General features: G+C 78.3%; 14 protein-coding genes. All 14 read left to right on the top strand.

Annotated elements, in window-relative coordinates:
- Positions 1 to 9: 9 nt before the first annotated feature.
- The 14 genes from ffh to EDC03_RS06660 all read left to right on the top strand — a co-directional run bounded on the left by ffh (position 10) and on the right by EDC03_RS06660 (position 12,647).
- Positions 10 to 1,617, top strand: coding sequence for a signal recognition particle protein (gene ffh / locus EDC03_RS06725; protein ID WP_123379454.1), 1,608 nt, complete (start codon positions 10 to 12; stop codon positions 1,615 to 1,617).
- A gap of 38 nt (positions 1,618 to 1,655) precedes the next feature.
- A complete protein-coding gene (locus EDC03_RS06720) occupies positions 1,656 to 2,753 on the top strand; it encodes an amidohydrolase family protein (RefSeq protein ID WP_123379693.1) in 1,098 nt (365 codons plus the stop codon).
- Between the two features lie 130 nt (positions 2,754 to 2,883).
- Entirely contained in the window at positions 2,884 to 3,327 is a 444-nt protein-coding gene (rpsP, locus tag EDC03_RS06715) for a 30S ribosomal protein S16 (protein WP_123379453.1), read from the top strand.
- Between the two features lies 1 nt (position 3,328).
- Positions 3,329 to 3,574 carry an RNA-binding protein gene (locus tag EDC03_RS06710; RefSeq protein ID WP_123379452.1) on the top strand — a complete coding sequence of 82 codons (246 nt, stop codon included), beginning with the start codon at positions 3,329 to 3,331 and terminating at the stop codon, positions 3,572 to 3,574.
- Between the two features lie 129 nt (positions 3,575 to 3,703).
- Positions 3,704 to 4,285 (top strand): ribosome maturation factor RimM, encoded by a 582-nt coding sequence (gene rimM, locus EDC03_RS06705; protein WP_123379451.1) that lies wholly within the window; start codon positions 3,704 to 3,706, stop codon positions 4,283 to 4,285.
- A gap of 1 nt (position 4,286) precedes the next feature.
- On the top strand, positions 4,287 to 5,114 hold the full coding sequence (gene trmD / locus EDC03_RS06700; protein WP_123379450.1) for a tRNA (guanosine(37)-N1)-methyltransferase TrmD: 828 nt from the start codon (positions 4,287 to 4,289) through the stop codon (positions 5,112 to 5,114).
- Between the two features lie 343 nt (positions 5,115 to 5,457).
- Entirely contained in the window at positions 5,458 to 5,814 is a 357-nt protein-coding gene (rplS, locus tag EDC03_RS06695; RefSeq protein WP_123379449.1) for a 50S ribosomal protein L19, read from the top strand.
- A 171-nt stretch (positions 5,815 to 5,985) separates the two neighbouring features.
- The gene (gene lepB / locus EDC03_RS06690; protein WP_123379448.1) at positions 5,986 to 6,804 is read left to right on the top strand and encodes a signal peptidase I; all 819 of its coding nucleotides are present in this window, start codon (positions 5,986 to 5,988) and stop codon (positions 6,802 to 6,804) included.
- On the top strand, positions 6,801 to 7,715 hold the full coding sequence (locus EDC03_RS06685; RefSeq protein WP_123379447.1) for a ribonuclease HII: 915 nt from the start codon (positions 6,801 to 6,803) through the stop codon (positions 7,713 to 7,715). The genes lepB and EDC03_RS06685 overlap by 4 nt, the downstream gene beginning before the upstream one ends.
- Positions 7,712 to 8,020: a DUF2469 domain-containing protein gene (locus EDC03_RS06680; protein WP_123379446.1), complete on the top strand. Its 309-nt coding sequence runs from the start codon at positions 7,712 to 7,714 to the stop codon at positions 8,018 to 8,020. Before EDC03_RS06685 ends, EDC03_RS06680 begins: the two co-directional genes overlap by 4 nt.
- A gap of 345 nt (positions 8,021 to 8,365) precedes the next feature.
- Complete coding sequence (locus EDC03_RS06675; protein WP_123379445.1) at positions 8,366 to 8,755, top strand: YraN family protein; 390 nt, start codon at positions 8,366 to 8,368, stop codon at positions 8,753 to 8,755.
- Positions 8,755 to 10,305 carry a YifB family Mg chelatase-like AAA ATPase gene (locus EDC03_RS06670; RefSeq protein WP_123379444.1) on the top strand — a complete coding sequence of 517 codons (1,551 nt, stop codon included), beginning with the start codon at positions 8,755 to 8,757 and terminating at the stop codon, positions 10,303 to 10,305. The genes EDC03_RS06675 and EDC03_RS06670 overlap by 1 nt, the downstream gene beginning before the upstream one ends.
- Positions 10,302 to 11,504 (top strand): DNA-processing protein DprA, encoded by a 1,203-nt coding sequence (gene dprA / locus EDC03_RS06665; RefSeq protein ID WP_123379443.1) that lies wholly within the window; start codon positions 10,302 to 10,304, stop codon positions 11,502 to 11,504. The genes EDC03_RS06670 and dprA overlap by 4 nt, the downstream gene beginning before the upstream one ends.
- Before the next feature lie 141 nt (positions 11,505 to 11,645).
- Complete coding sequence (locus EDC03_RS06660) at positions 11,646 to 12,647, top strand: tyrosine recombinase XerC (RefSeq protein ID WP_277872064.1); 1,002 nt, start codon at positions 11,646 to 11,648, stop codon at positions 12,645 to 12,647.
- Positions 12,648 to 12,721: the final 74 nt, after the last annotated feature.

Here is a 12,721-nt window from a genome sequence, read left to right as displayed (position 1 = left end):
CCTCGCGACGTGTTCTCCAACCTCTCCGACCGCCTCGCGGCGACCTTCAAGGGCCTGCGCGGCAAGGGCCGTCTGTCCGAGGCGGACGTCGACGCGACGGTGCGCGAGATCCGTCGCGCGCTGCTCGACGCCGACGTGGCGCTGCCCGTCGTCCGGCAGTTCACCGCCGCCGTGCGCGAGCGGGCGCTGTCGGACGAGGTGTCGGCGGCGCTCAACCCGGCGCAGCAGGTCGTCAAGATCGTCCACTCCGAGCTCGTCGAGGTGCTCGGCGGGCAGACCCGCCGCCTGCGGTTCGCCAAGACGGGCCCGACGGTCATCATGCTCGCGGGCCTCCAGGGCGCCGGGAAGACGACGCTCGCCGGCAAGCTCGGCCGCTGGCTGCGCGAGCAGGGGCACACGCCGCTCCTCGTGGCCGCGGACCTCCAGCGCCCCAACGCCGTCACGCAGCTGCAGGTCGTCGGCGAGCGGGCCGGCGTCACGGTGTTCGCGCCCGAGCCCGGCAACGGCGTCGGCGACCCGGTGGACGTGGCCCGCCGCGGCGTCGAGGCCGCGCGCGAGCGCCAGCACGACGTCGTCGTCGTCGACACGGCGGGCCGCCTCGGCGTCGACGCCGAGATGATGCAGCAGGCCGCCGACATCCGGACGGCCACCCAGCCCGACGAGGTGCTCTTCGTCGTCGACGCGATGATCGGCCAGGACGCCGTCGCGACGGCGCAGTCCTTCCTCGACGGCGTCGAGCTGACGGGCGTCGTCCTGTCCAAGCTCGACGGCGACGCGCGCGGCGGTGCCGCCCTGTCGGTCGCCTCCGTCACGGGACGCCCGGTGATGTTCGCCTCGACCGGCGAGGGCCTCGCCGACTTCGAGGTCTTCCACCCCGACCGGATGGCCTCGCGCATCCTCGACATGGGTGACGTCCTCACCCTCATCGAGCAGGCCGAGAAGGCCTTCGACGCCGAGCAGGCCGCCGGTCTCGCCGAGCGGTTCTCCAGCGGCGAGGACTTCACGCTCGACGACTTCCTCGTCCAGATGCAGGGCCTGCGCAACATGGGCTCGATCAAGAAGATGCTCGGGATGCTCCCCGGCATGGGCGAGCTGCGCGAGCAGCTGGAGAGCTTCGACGAGCGGGAGGTCGACCGCGTCGAGGCGATCGTCCGCTCGATGACGCCGGCCGAGCGCCGCCAGCCCAAGATCATCAACGGCTCCCGCCGGGCGCGGATCGCGCGCGGCTCCGGCCGCACCGTCACCGACGTCAACCAGCTCCTCGACCGCTTCGCCGACGCGCAGAAGATGATGCGCTCGATGCGCAAGGGCGGCGGCATGCCGGGGATGCCGGGCATGGGCGGCATGGCGGGCATGGGTCCCGGCCGCGGCCCCGGCGCGGGGATGCCGGGCATGCCCGGCGGCAAGAAGTCGCGCGGGCGCACCGCCCCGGCCAAGAAGGGCAAGGGGAAGTCCGGCAACCCGGCGAAGCGCGCGCAGGAGCAGGCCGCGCTGCCCGCCCGCACCGCGCCCGCCCCCGGCTCGGCCTTCGGGCTGGGGCAGCAGGGCGACGGCGGCCAGGCCCCCGGCCAGGACCTCGAGCTCCCCCCCGGCTTCGAGAAGTTCCTCGGGCGCTGACCCGCGTGGGCGACCTCCTGCACCTGCGGGGCCGGGTGATGCACGGCCCCGGCACCGGCGCGGCCGAGGACGCCGCGGGGGAGGCGTGGGTGCTGGACGGGGTGGTGCACCACCGTCGCCCCGCGGGGGACCACGACGTCACGACGCTCGAGGGCTGGGTCGTCCCGGGGCTCGTCGACGCCCACTGCCACATCGGCCTCGGCGCCGACGGCCTCGTCGACGCCGCGACGGCGCTCGAGCAGGCGCGCACCGACCGGGACTCCGGCGTCCTGCTCGTCCGCGACGCCGGCTCGCCCGCCGACACGCGGTGGGTGCAGGGCCGGGACGACCTGCCGCGGCTCGTCCGCGCCGGGCGCCACGTGGCCCGCACGCGCCGCTACCTGCGGGGCTTCGCCGTCGAGGTCGAGCCGGAGGACCTCGCCGCCGAGGTCGCCCGGCAGGCCCGGGCGGGCGACGGCTGGGTCAAGGTCGTGGGGGACTGGATCGACCGGTCCGCCGGCGCGGCCGCGGACCTCGCCCCCGCCTTCCCGCGGGAGACGCTCGTGGCCGCCGCCGCGTCCGCCCACGCCGAGGGCGCCCGCATCACCGCGCACGTCTTCGGCGAGGAGGCCCTCGCGGACGTCCTCGCCGCGGGCTTCGACGGCGTCGAGCACGCCACGGGCGCCGGCCCGGAGGACGCCGCGCTCATGGCGGAGCGCGGGGTCGCCGTCGTGCCGACGCTCGTCAACATCGGCACCTTCCCCGCCATCGCGGCGCAGGGGGAGCCGAAGTTCCCGCGGTACGCCTCGCACATGCGCGCCCTGCACGCCCGGCGGTACGACAACGTCGCGGCGCTGCACGACGCGGGCGTGCCGCTCTTCGTCGGCACGGACGCCGGCGGCGTCCAGCCGCACGGCATCGTCGCGCCCGAGGTGGCGGAGATGGCCGTCGCGGTCGGGCACCCCGCCGCGCTCGACGCCGCCTGCTGGTCCGCGCGCCGGTGGCTCGGCGCCGCGTGCCTCGAGGACGGCGCGAGCGCCGACCTCGTCGTCCTGCCGGCGGACCCCCGCGAGGACGTCGCCGTCCTCGCCGCGCCGTCGGCCGTCGTCCTCCGCGGACGCGTGGTCGTCCGGGACGGACGGCGTCTGGCAGACTGACCCGCTGTACCGGACGCGGAGGGACCCTCTCACCCGCCGCGACCGTGTCCAGCAGCACCGACGCCCGGCGCAGTCCCCACCGCCCGGGCGGGCGCGCTCACCCCTCTCGACTCAGGAGAACCACTCCACCGTGGCTGTCAAGATCCGTCTCAAGCGTCTGGGCAAGATCCGGGCCCCGTACTACCGCGTCGTCGTGGCCGACTCGCGCACCAAGCGCGACGGCCGGGCGATCGAGGAGATCGGGAAGTACCACCCGACCGAGGAGCCCTCGCTCATCGAGATCGACTCCGAGCGCGCGCAGTACTGGCTCGGCGTCGGCGCGCAGCCGACCGAGCAGGTCGCCGCGCTGCTCAAGGTCACCGGCGACTGGCAGAAGTTCAAGGGCCTCCCGGGCGCCGAGGGCACCCTGCGCGTCGCGGCCCCCAAGGCCGACCGCCGCGCGGCCTTCGAGGCCGCCGCCCGCGAGACCGGCCCCGCCGAGCTCGCCCCCAAGACCGACGCCACGGCGAAGGCGTCCGCGCCGTCCGCCGCGGACGCGGCGCCGTCCGAGGACGCCCCGGCCGCGAAGGCCTGACGTGCTGGCCGACGCGCTCGAGCACCTGGTCCGCGGCATCGTCGACAACCCCGACGACGTGCGGGTCACCAGCCGCACGCAGCGCCGGGGCGCGGTGCTCGAGGTCCGGGTGAACCCCGACGACCTCGGGCGCGTCATCGGCCGCCAGGGCCGCACGGCGAAGTCCCTGCGGACCGTGCTGTCGGCCCTGTCCCGCGAGGACGGCCCCGTGCGCGTCGACGTCGTGGACGTCGACCGCGCCCGCTGACCGCCCGGCACCGTCGCCGCAGCCCCGCCCGCCTCGTGCGGGCGGGGCTGCGGTGCGTCCGGGCGCCTCGCCCGTCCCGGCCCGTACCCAGCCCGTCCCCAGCCCGTCCCCCCGTCCCTGGAGGTCACCGTGGAGCTCGTCGTCGCCCGTGCCGGTCGCGCGCACGGACTGCGGGGGGAGGTGTCGCTGGAGCTGCGCACCGACAGCCCCGGCCGTCGCCTGGCCCCCGGCGCCCGCCTGCGCACCGACCCCGACGTCGGCGAGCTGACGGTCGAGACGTCGCGGTCGCACCAGGACCGTCTCCTCGTGACCTTCGCCGAGGTGCCCAACCGGACCGCCGCCGAGGGGCTGCGCGGCGTGCTCCTGCTCGTCGACGTCGACCCGGACGCCGCCGAGGAGCGCGAGGACGACGCCTGGCACCGCGACCAGCTCGTGGGCCTGCGGGCCGTCCTCGCCGACGGCACGGACGTCGGCGAGGTCGTCGGGCTCGAGCACCTGCCGGCCCAGGACGCGCTCGTCGTGCGCCAGCCGTCGGGCGCACGGGCCCTCGTGCCCTTCGTCCGCGCGATCGTCCCCGAGGTCGACGTCGCGCGCGGCCGCGTCGTGCTCGACCCGCCCGGCGGGCTGCTCGAGGCACGGCCCGGCGACGCCGACGCCGAGACGCCGGAGGGTCCCTCGGCGGGTCCCGACGACGGGGCGGGGCGCGGCTGAGGTGCGCGTCGACGTCGTCTCGATCTTCCCGGCGTACCTCGAGCCGCTGGGCCTGTCGCTGCTGGGCCGCGCGCAGCGGCTCGGGCTGCTCGAGGTCCACGTGCACGACCTGCGCGGCTGGACCGAGGACCGGCACCGCACGGTGGACGACACCCCGGCCGGCGGCGGCGCGGGCATGGTCATGCTCCCCGAGCCCTGGGGGCGCGCGCTGGACGCCGTCCGGCGGGGGGAGGGGCCCGAGGGGCCCGTCGGCTCCGCGGTGCCGGCCCGTGCCGAGGACGGCGCGGCCGACGACGACCCCGTCCTCGTCGTCCCCAGCCCGTCGGGGCGGCGCCTGGACCAGCGGCTCGTGCGGGAGCTCGCCGGGGAGCCGCGGCTCGTCGTCGCCTGCGGGCGCTACGAGGGCGTGGACGAGCGCGTCCTCGTCGACGCCGCCGCGCGCTACCGCGTGCTGCCGCTGAGCCTCGGCGACTACGTGCTCAACGGCGGGGAGGTGGCCGCGCTGGCCGTCGTCGAGGCCGTCGGGAGGCTGCTGCCCGGCGTCGTCGGCAACCCGACCTCGCTCGTCGAGGAGTCGCACGAGGACGGGCTCCTCGAGAACCCCGCCTACACCCGCCCGCCCGTGTGGCGCGGGCAGGCGGTGCCGGACGTGCTCCTGTCGGGCCACCACGGCGAGGTCGCGCGCTGGCGCCGCCAGGAGGGCCTGCGCCGCACGGCTCGTCGTCGGCCGGACCTCCTCAACGCGCTCGTGGCCGCCGATCCGTCGGCCCTGGACGCCGCCGAGCTCGACCTCCTCGCCGCCGAGGGCTGGACGCCGCCCGGGCGGTGAGGCCGTCGGCCGCCGACATCGCTGTCGACCGCGGCCCGGGACGCCCGTTCCTCGACGTCGCTGCCGAGGTCGGCAGGAAGAGGTGCCTGACCCCGACCTCGGCAGCGACGTCGGGCTGGGGCCGCCGACCTCGCTGGTTCGGCGGTGCGCCCGCGCTGTGGCAGACTTCCCCGCTGAGCCGGACACCGGGTCCCGCCCCTGCCGCAGGGGGCGAGCGGCACCCGGGCAGCCTCCGGCGGACGGGCCCCGACCGGGTGCCCGTGACCACAGCAGCAGCACGGGCGGCCCGGCCGCCCGCGAGTGCGCGGCCGGCCTGCGGCGGCCCGCGGGAGAGCAGCAGACGATGCAGACACTGGACGGTCTCGACGCCGCCTCGATGCGCGACGACATCCCCGACTTCCGGCCCGGCGACTCCGTCAAGGTGCACGTCAAGGTCGTCGAGGGCTCGCGCTCGCGCGTGCAGGTCTTCCAGGGCGTCGTGCTCCGACGTCAGGGCGGCGGCGTCCGCGAGACCTTCACCGTGCGCAAGGTCAGCTTCGGCGTCGGCGTCGAGCGCACCTTCCCCCTCCACACCCCGGCCATCGACCACGTCGAGGTCGTCAGCCGCGGCGACGTCCGCCGCGCCAAGCTGTACTACCTGCGCGAGCTGCGCGGGAAGGCGGCCAAGATCAAGGAGCGCCGCGAGCCCGTCTCGCGCTGAGCCCCTCCCGACGCCCCCGTCGCCGCACGTCCACGGCCCTGCCGTGGACGCCGGTGCCGGGGGCGTCGTCGTGCCGCCGCGCCCGTCGGGCGGGGCGGGGTGCGAAGGTGGACCCGACCGCGGAGCGCGGGGGGCGACGTGTCCGGCCGAGGGCCGGGAGGGGAGTGACGGGTGACGAGCGCTGAGCGCTACCCCGACGAGCACGACGACCGGGACGACGTCGACCCGGAGGACGAGCTCGACGACGAGCCCCGGCGCGGCGGTCCCGGCGCGTTCCTGCGCGAGGTGGTCGTCGTCGTGGCGACCGCGCTCGTGCTGTCGCTCCTCATCAAGACCTTCCTCGTGCAGGCGTTCTTCATCCCCTCCGAGTCGATGCAGCCGACGCTCGAGGTGGGCGACCGGGTGCTCGTCAGCCGGCTGACGCCCGGCCCGTTCGACCTGGAGCGCGGCGACGTCGTCGTCTTCACCGACCCGGGCGGCTGGCTCGACACCGCGCCGGAGCCGGAGCGGACGGCCGTGGGCGCGGCGGTCGCGGACGTCCTGTCCTTCGTGGGGGTCCTCCCGGAGGACTCCGGCGACCACCTCATCAAGCGCGTGGTCGGTCTGCCCGGGGACACGGTGTCCTCGGACGGCGTCGGTCCCCTGCTCGTCAACGGGGAGCCGGTCGACGAGGACTACGTCTACCCGGGGGACCTGCCGAGCGCGGAGCAGTTCAGCGTCGTCGTGCCCGAGGGGCGCCTGTGGGTCATGGGCGACCACCGCTCGGACTCCCTCGACAGCCGCGCGCACCAGCAGCTGGAGGGGCAGGGGACCGTGAGCGTCGACGAGGTCGTCGGCCGGGCCGTCCTGCTCGTCTGGCCGCTGGACCGGTGGAACTGGCTGAGCGAGGGCGAGGACGCCTTCCGCCGGGTCCCGGCGCCCACGGCCACCGACGCGCCGCTCACCCCGCCGCCGGCGACGGCCGCGCCCTCCGCCACCGGCGGCCCGTGAGCCCGACCGACGGCGGCCGCCCGGCCCGCCCGCGCGGGGACGCCGCGGCGGCGCGGGGCCGGGCGCCGTCGCTGCGGGTGGAGCGCGCCCTGCTCCGCGAGGGGCACCTGCTCGTCGCGGGCGTCGACGAGGTGGGCCGCGGGGCCCTCGCCGGCCCCGTGACGGTCGGGGTCGTCGTCGTCGACGCCACCACCCGGACCGCGCCGACCGGCCTGCGCGACTCCAAGCTCCTCCTGCCCGAGGCGCGGCGGGCGCTCGTGCCGCGGCTGCGGCGGTGGGCCGTCGCGGGCGCCGTGGGGCACGCCAGCGCGGGCGAGGTCGACGCGCTCGGCATCGTGCGGGCGCTGCGGCTCGCCGGCCGCCGGGCCCTCGCCGCGCCGGCCGTCACGGCCGTCACCGGCGGGGACGGCCCCGCCCTCCTGCTGCTCGACGGCAACCACGACTGGCTCTCCACGCCCGTGCCGCGCGGGGCGCCGCGCGTCGACCCGTGGCAGGTGCGGACCCGCATCAAGGCCGACCTGTCGTGCGCCGCCGTCGCCGCCGCGAGCGTGCTCGCCAAGGTCGAGCGCGACGGGCTCATGACCGACCTCGCCGTCCGCGAGGACCGCTACGGGTGGGCCGTCAACAAGGGCTACTCGGCGCCCGAGCACGCCGCCGCCCTGCGCCGCCACGGCCCGTGCGTCCACCACCGCCGCTCCTGGCGGCTGCCCGGCGTGGACGGCTCGGCGGAGGTCGACGTGGCGGCCGGGGACCACGGCGACGCGGCCCCGGCGGTGCCCGCCCAGGGCCGGGGGGACGCCGACCGCGCGGACGCCAGGCGCGGCGCGGACGACCCCGCGGCGTCGGGCAGGATGGGCGCCGTCACGCCGGCCGGCCGGCCGGCGCCGAGCGCGTGGGAGAGGGCCGAGTGAGCGCCGAGGACCTCGAGGACTACGAGACCGAGATGGAGCTCGCGCTCTACCGCGAGTACCGCGACGTCGTCGGCCTCTTCGCCTACGTCGTCGAGACGGAGCGCCGCTTCTACCTCGCGAACTCCGTCGACCTCGTGCCGCGCAGCACCGACGGCGAGGTCTGGTTCGAGCTCACGCTCACCGACGCCTGGGTGTGGGACGTCTACCGCTCCGCCCGCTTCGTGAAGCAGGTCCGCGTGGTGACCTTCAAGGACGTCAACGTCGAGGAGCTGGCCAAGGCCGACCTCGAGGTCCCCGAGACCTGATCCGCCGGGGCGCGCGTCCGCCCCCTCCGTCCGTGGCTCCCCACCGCGACGTGCGGCCATGACGCGTGCCCGCGTCGCCTCCTGACCGCGACGTGTGGCCATGACGCGCTCGTGCGTCGCCTCTGCACCGCGATGTGTGGCCACGACACGCTCGCGTGCCACGACCCGGACGCGCCGGCGGCGGGGCCCGGGGGCCGTAGCACCGTGGCGCCGCGCGGCCCGACGCCGGCGGGCGTCCCTGCGCCGTCCACAGGGCCGTGACGCGCGCCGACCCTCCACCGCCGCCCCCGGGAGCGCCCCGGCGCCGGCCGTCCCGCGGCAGCGTCCGCCGCGGAGGTGGTCGGGGTGCGCGCGAAGGACGCGGTGGGGCGCTACGGCGAGCAGGTGGCCGTGGCGCACCTGGAGCGGGCCGGGATGGAGGTGGTCGCCCGGAACTGGCGGGCGCCGTCGTCGCCCGGCGGGGTGCGCGGCGAGCTCGACGTCGTCGCCCGGGAGGGCGGGACGCTCGTCGCCGTCGAGGTGAAGACGCGGCGGTGCGGCGCCGACGGGCTGCCCGGGGCGGGGCACCCCTTCGAGGCGGTGACGCCGGCCAAGGCGGCCCGGGTGCGACGGCTGCTCGTCGCCTTCGCGGACGCCACGGGCGAGCGGGCGGCGGCCCTGCGGGTCGACGCCGTGGCGGTGCTGCGCCCCGCGCGCGGCGCCGCCCGCGTCGAGCACCTCCGCGGGGTGGCGTGATGGGGCTCGGGGCGACGCGCGGCATCTCGCTCGTGGGGCTGTCCGGTGCGGTCGTCGACGTCGAGGCCTTCGTCACGCCCGGCCTCCCGGCCTTCGTCGTCACGGGGCTGCCGGACACCTCGCTCGGCCAGGCGCGCGACCGGGTGCGGGCCGCCCTGGCCGGCATCGGCTGCGGCCTGCCGTCGCGGCGGGTCGTCGTGGGCCTGTCGCCCGCGTCCCTGCCGAAGCAGGGCTCCGGCTTCGACCTGGCCGTCGCCGTCGCGGTCCTCGCCGCGGAGGGCGTCCTCGACCGCGACGTCGTGCGCGGCTGGGTGCACCTCGGCGAGCTGGGCCTCGACGGACGGCTGCGTCCCGTTCGCGGCGTCCTGCCCGCCGTGGTGGCGGCCGTCGCCGCCGGGCTGCCGCGCGTCGTCGTCCCGGCCGAGAACGCGGCCGAGGCCGAGCTCGTGCCGGGGGCGCGCGTGCGCGGGGCGCGCTCCCTCGCGGACGTCGTCCGCGGCCACGGCGGCGAGGTGGACGACGGCGCGGACCCGCCGGACGTCGACGAGCCGTCCGCCGCCGCCGCTCCCGCGGCGGGCCGGCCGGCCCCGGACCTGGCCGACGTCGTCGGCCAGGCGGAGGCCCGGCGGGCCGTCGAGGTGGCGGCCGCCGGCGGGCACCACCTGCTCCTGCTCGGACCCCCGGGCGCCGGCAAGACGATGCTGGCGGCGCGGCTGCCGGGCCTGCTGCCCGACCTCGACGACACCGAGGCCGTCGAGGTCACGGCCGTCCACTCCGTCGCCGGCACCTTCGACGCGACCGGGGGGCTGCTGCGGCGCCCGCCCTTCGAGGACCCGCACCACACGGCCACGGCCCCGGCCGTCATCGGGGGCGGCAGCGGCGTCGTCCGGCCCGGGGCCGCCTCGCGCGCCCACCGGGGCGTGCTCTTCCTCGACGAGGCGCCCGAGTTCCGCGCCGACGTCCTCGAGGCCCTGCGCCAGCCGCTGGAGCAGGGCTCCCTCGTCGTGGCCCGTGCCGGCGGCTCGGCGCGGTACCCGGCGCGCTTCCAGCTCGTCATGGCGGCCAACCCCTGCCCGTGCGGGCAGGCGTCGGGCAAGGGGGACGCGTGCAGCTGCGCCCCCGTGGCGCGCCGCCGGTACCTCGCCCGGCTCTCCGGCCCGCTGCTCGACCGGGTGGACCTCCAGGTCGAGGTGGCGGCGCCCACCCGCGTCGCCCTCGCCACGGCCGGAGGGGAGGAGACGACCGCCGTCGTCGCGGCCCGGGTCGCCACCGCCCGTGCCGCGCAGGCGGAGCGGCTGCGGGGGACCGGCGCCCGGTGCAACGGCGAGGCGCCCGGGCCGCTCCTGCGCGGGGCGCTGCGCCGTCCGCCGGACGTCGTCCACGACCTCGACGTCGCGCTCGACGGCGGGCGCCTGACGGTCCGCGGCTACGACCGCGTGCTGCGGACGGCGTGGACGCTGGCGGACCTCGAGGGCGCCGCCGCGCCGGACCGCGACCACGTGGGCGCCGCGCTCCTGCTGCGGCTGCGCGGACGGGCGGTGGCGGCGTGAGCGGCGACGGGCGGCCGGCGGCGGCGTGGGCGGGGGAGGACCGGTGGGCCAGGGCGGCGTGGAGCCGTCTCGCGGAGCCGGGCGACGCCGTCGCCGACGCCCTCCGGTCCGCGCTCGGGCCGGTCGCGGCGCTCGACGTCGTCCTCGGCGGCAACGCCGACGGGCCGGAGACCGAGCGGCTGGGCACCCCGCGGGCCCGGGCGGCGCTCCGGACGGGGCTGCAGCGGTGGCGGCCGCGGCTCGACGGCCTCGACCCGCGGCGGGACGCCGAGGTCGTCGCCCGGCTGGGCGGCCGCGTCCTCGTGCCGGGGGACGAGGAGTGGCCGGAGCGGCTCGCGGACCTCGGCGAGGCCTGCCCGCCGTGCCTGTGGGTCCGCGGTGGTGGCTCGGCGGCGGCGCTCGCCCGGCGGTCCGTCGCGCTCGTCGGGGCGCGGGCGTCCACGCCCTACGGCGAGCACGTCACGGCCGAGCTGGCCGCCGGCCTCGTGGAGCGGGGCGTGGCCGTCCTCTCCGGCGGGGCCTTCGGCATCGACGCCGCCGCCCACCGGGCCGCCCTCGCGGTCGGGGGGCGGACGGCCGCGGTGCTCGCCTGCGGCGTCGACCGGGCGTACCCGGTGGCGCACGAGGCGCTGCTCGGCCGCGTGGCCGAGGACGGGGTCGTCCTCACCGAGCAGGCGCCGGGCGCGGCCCCGACGCGGTGGCGCTTCCTCGAGCGCAACCGGCTCATCGCGGCGGCCTCCGGCGCCGTCGTCCTCGTCGAGGCGGCGTGGCGCTCCGGCGCGCTGAGCACCGCCACGCGCGCCGCCGGCCTCCTGCGCCCGCTGGGCGCGGTGCCCGGCCCCGTCACGTCCGCGACCTCGGCGGGCTGCCACCGGGTCATGCGCGAGCTGCAGGCCACGTGCGTCACGGAGGCGTCGGAGGTGCTCGAGCTGCTCGAGGCCCCGTCGGGCGCCGCGGTCGACGTGCCCGAGCGGCGCCGCCTGTCCGGGCGCCGCCGGCCGCTCGACGGCCTGGAGGGCGACGACCTCCGCGTCGCGGACGCGCTGCCGGTGCGGCGGGGCGCGCCGGTCGCCGCGGTGGCGCGGGCCGCCGGCGTGGACGAGCGCACGGCCGCGGCGGCCCTCGGCCGGCTGGTCCTGGGCGGGCACGCCGAGGAGGTGGGGGCCGACGAGCGGGGGTCGCTGTGGCGGCGGACGTGAGCGGCGGGGCCGCCGTCGCCCGGCGCCGACGACCCGCCCACCGCCCGCGGGACGGCCGGTCGTGACCCCGGGCACGAGTCGTGACCGTCCCGTGATCGTCACGCGTTGCCGCGGACCGTCGCGATGGGCGACGGTGGGGCGGTGGGGGAGCCGACGCAGACCGCCGTGCGCGCGGACCCGTCCTCCTCGGTGCTCCCGGTCGAGGACGAGCGCCTCCTCGAGCGCTTCGCGGAGCACCTCACGCACGAGCGCGGCCGCTCGGCCCACACCGTCCGCGCGTACCTCGGCGACGTGCGGTCCCTGCTCGGCGCGGTCGCCGCGGCGGGGGGCGGCGAGGAGCGGGGGAGCCTGGCCCGGGGCCTCGACCTCGCGGGGCTGCGCGCGTGGCTGGCCTCGGACGTGACGACCGGCGGGCGGGCCGCCCGGGTCCCCGCGCGGTCGACGACGGCGCGGCGGGCCGCGTCGGCCCGCACCTTCACCGCGTGGCTGCTCCGGACGGGTGAGGTCGCCGTCGACCCCGCGCTGCGCCTGCGCTCGCCGCGGCGCCCGGCCTCGCTGCCCGCCGTGCTCAGCGCCGCCGGCGCGGCCGACGTCCTCACGACGGCGGCACGTGCCGCCGAGGGCGGCGACCCGGCCGCCCTGCGCGACGTCGCCGCGCTGGAGCTGCTCTACGCCACGGGGATCCGGGTCGGGGAGCTCGTGGGGCTCGACGTCGACGACGTCGACCGGCACCGCCTCACCGTGCGGGTGCTCGGCAAGGGCGCGAAGGAGCGCGTGGTCCCGTACGGCCGCCCGGCGCAGGACGCCCTCGACGCGTGGCTGGCCCGCGGGCGCCCGGCGCTCGCCGTCGACGGCAGCGGTCCCGCGCTCCTCCTGGGGGCCCGCGGCGGCCGGTGGGACCAGCGCTCGGCGCGGCGGGTCGTGGGGCGGACGGCCGCGACCTCCGGGAACAACGTGTCACGAGAGGTCACTCCCCATACGCTGCGTCACAGCACGGCCACGCACCTGCTCGACGGAGGGGCCGACCTCAGGACCGTCCAAGAGCTGCTGGGCCACGCCAGCCTGTCCACCACCCAGCTGTACACCCACGTGTCGGTCGAGCGGCTCCGCTCCGGCTACCACCAGGCGCACCCCCGTGCGTAGCGGCGACGGCCGCCGCCCGGGCGGTGCAGGAGCGACCCGTCCGTCGGGGGGACCCGACGGCGGACCCGAGGAGG

Origin of the sequence: Pseudokineococcus lusitanus (genome assembly GCF_003751265.1) — a bacterium.
Classification (GTDB): Bacteria; Actinomycetota; Actinomycetes; order Actinomycetales; family Quadrisphaeraceae; genus Pseudokineococcus; species Pseudokineococcus lusitanus.
This window is presented reverse-complemented; position numbering and strand designations above follow the sequence as displayed.